At 35.2% G+C, this 2689-nt stretch carries 1 protein-coding gene and 1 pseudogene; one reads left to right on the top strand and one right to left on the bottom strand.

The window, feature by feature from the left end; translation table 11 throughout:
• Window positions 1-617: pseudogene (locus FYJ55_RS10420) on the top strand (hypothetical protein); the annotation flags it as partial.
• A gap of 199 nt (window positions 618-816) precedes the next feature.
• On the opposite strand, the gene FYJ55_RS10415 reads toward FYJ55_RS10420, so the two are convergent.
• Window positions 817-2484, bottom strand: coding sequence for an ABC transporter substrate-binding protein (locus FYJ55_RS10415; protein ID WP_154556766.1), 1668 nt, complete (start codon window positions 2482-2484; stop codon window positions 817-819).
• Between the last annotated feature and the right edge of the window lie 205 nt (window positions 2485-2689).

The following is a 2689-nucleotide window of genomic DNA, read 5'->3' as shown; positions in this document are numbered from 1 at the left end:
CGAGAAGGTGTAGACGTCTGAAACGACAGATACGCGTGCTCTATCGAAAACAGTCTGCTTATATCAAGACTTCACATCATACCTTTATCAACAGAGTCGTTCAGAACACAAGCGAATTCATCCTTGAACCAATGAACTTCAAGGCTCTTCAAAAGAAATCAAAGAAGACAGAGCGTAAAGAAGGGGCAACGGCTATTAAACAAAAAGACGGTTCTTTGAAAATGGTGCGTAAATACAAACGTAAGAAACGTTATGGACACTCCATCAAGAACCGTTCTCCAGGTCTTATGCAGGCCGATTTAAAAACAAAGGCAACACAGTATGGAATTCCATACTACGAAATAGATATTCATCAATATCGTGCTTCTCAACTTCACCATGATACAGGTGAATACATCAAACCTACTTTAAGTGAAAGATTTAAAACGATTGAAGGATGTAAAGTACAAAGAGATTTGTATTCCGCCTTCTTAATTTGTCATACTGACGATACATTGACTGCACCTGATTTTAAAGCCTGTCATCTTGACTTTCCACACTTTGTCAAGATGCAGGATACATTGATTCTAAATCTAAAAAAATGTGGACGCACAATGAAATCATGCTTTGGATTCTAGCATAAAGACTCCCTCATCCAGTTAGGTCTTAGGCGTAAGCCCTGCTGGATGCAGTATGAGTATACAAAGTACAGTCCACCAGGATTGGAAATGCTCAAAAAACAAGAGTTATGCAAAGACTATATGCAAGGTCTAGAACCATGCTGAAAGCTTTGCGATGCTACATTTCTCGCATTGTGAGAAAGAGAATCTCGTCATTTTAATGATGAGAGTACGTCAAAATATACGCCGTCGCAATGGATTGAGCCCAATTATAAATAGATGTTGTATGCATTCCTTTGATATTCTTATTTCTTAAACAATACGTTTTAGTTGAATCTACAGGCAAATAACCACATAGTTCACTTTGGTGAACTAAAGCATTATGATAATTCTCTTTAGACACTTCATTATCTGAAGTATACATACCGGCATCTAAATACGTATCTAGTTGTTCATCACTCAAACGACCAAAGTTATTTGTGGCTCCCGTTCTTAAGATAAAGTTAATGCCTGTATCGTCTGGTGAGCCATAAGAGAAACCTAGATATGTTGCATCCCAACTATCTGTTTGAGCATCATCCTGCACAGTATTGATGACTGTATTAAATTCAACTGTATTGGCTTTAAAATCAATGCCAATCGCATTTAAACATTTCTGTAAAACCGGAATTAAAGAATCCAAAGAATCCTTATCCTTATTCGCCAAGAAACGAATCGTTAATTTTTCTCCATCTTTATAACGATATCCATCATCTGCCAATGTATATCCTGCATCCTCTAAGATTTGATTGGCCTTTTCAACATCATAATCATAATAAGTGACACCATCCACTTTTTCTTCATTACGAATCATTTTTCCATTATTTAAAGAAACAGGATTTCCAAAAGTACCAGGCTTATAAGCCATACCATCAATTTGATAGTAATTATCAATATATTCTTGCGCATTAAATCCATATCCGATTGCTTTTCTTACCGCTACATCACTACAAGCTCCCTCATAAGAGTTAAAGATAATAAAACTTTCACGATCACTTGGATAAGAATCAACAGATAAACTCTTATTCTTTTGTGCAGATTTAATTTTATTTGCCTCAATCACATCTGGAATATAATCCACTGTTCCATTTTCCAATTCTTTGACTTCTGTTGAAGTATCTGTCTTTTTGATCATGATCTTAGAAATTTGATACTGTCCTTTTTTCGCCTTAAACTTTGAGTTTGAAACTAAACTAGCACCACTTGTCTTCTCAAACTTCTTTAATACATAAGCACCCGTTCCAATTGGCTTGCTATTCTTCTTTTCAATACTTTCTGTTTTTCCTTTTTTATAATTTAAATATTCTGAACTACAAATCTTCTGTGTTCCAAGTGTAGAAACCGCATCAATTCTAGGCTTATCCAAATGGAAAACGACTGTATAGTTATCTGGTGTTTCAACTCCAGTAAAGCTAGATGCATCTGCATCATGATATTCACTATAACCATCTAAAAAATCAACGTTGTTCGCAAAACGACCTGTATAGCTTGGATCAGCCATAACGGTAAATGTTGTCTGCACATCTTTTGAAGTAAATTTGGATCCATCACTAAATTGAATTCCCTTCTTTAATTTAAAAGTCATTGTCTTGCCATCTTCGCTCATTTCAGGTAAGGACTTAGCCAAATCTGCAACTAACTCTCCTTTTTTGTTGTATTTCAACAACCCTTGATAAACCAAATCAACGACATAAGAATCATTTGTCGTTTGGTAATACATGGGCGAAAAAGTTCCGTTCATTTCTGAACTCAACCCAACTGTCAACACTTGATCATTACCTGCAGCTTTTGCGCTACATCCACACATCAATAAAGCCAATCCACATGCTAATAATTTTTTATACATTCTCTTTTACCTCCTAATTATTTATTCTTTGTACCACCGCCAGTCAGCTAACACTTTTCATCACTCTCCTTATAAATAAAAGGCTTAACAGATACATTGGTGATTTGTTAATATAACTGACATTAATGATGTCTATTTAAGATTTATTGTATAGGTGTAAACGAAAGAGAGACTACACTTATGACAAGAACTTCAAAATATTTAA

The sequence above is a fragment of the Holdemanella porci genome, assembly GCF_009696075.1.
GTDB lineage: Bacteria > Bacillota_I > Bacilli_A > Erysipelotrichales > Erysipelotrichaceae > Holdemanella > Holdemanella porci.
This window is presented reverse-complemented; position numbering and strand designations above follow the sequence as displayed.

Coding starts and splice junctions, on each gene's coding strand:
- FYJ55_RS10415 (WP_154556766.1), bottom strand. CDS start 2,484: ATGTATAAAAAATTATTAGCATGTGGATTGGCTTTATTGATGTGTGGA.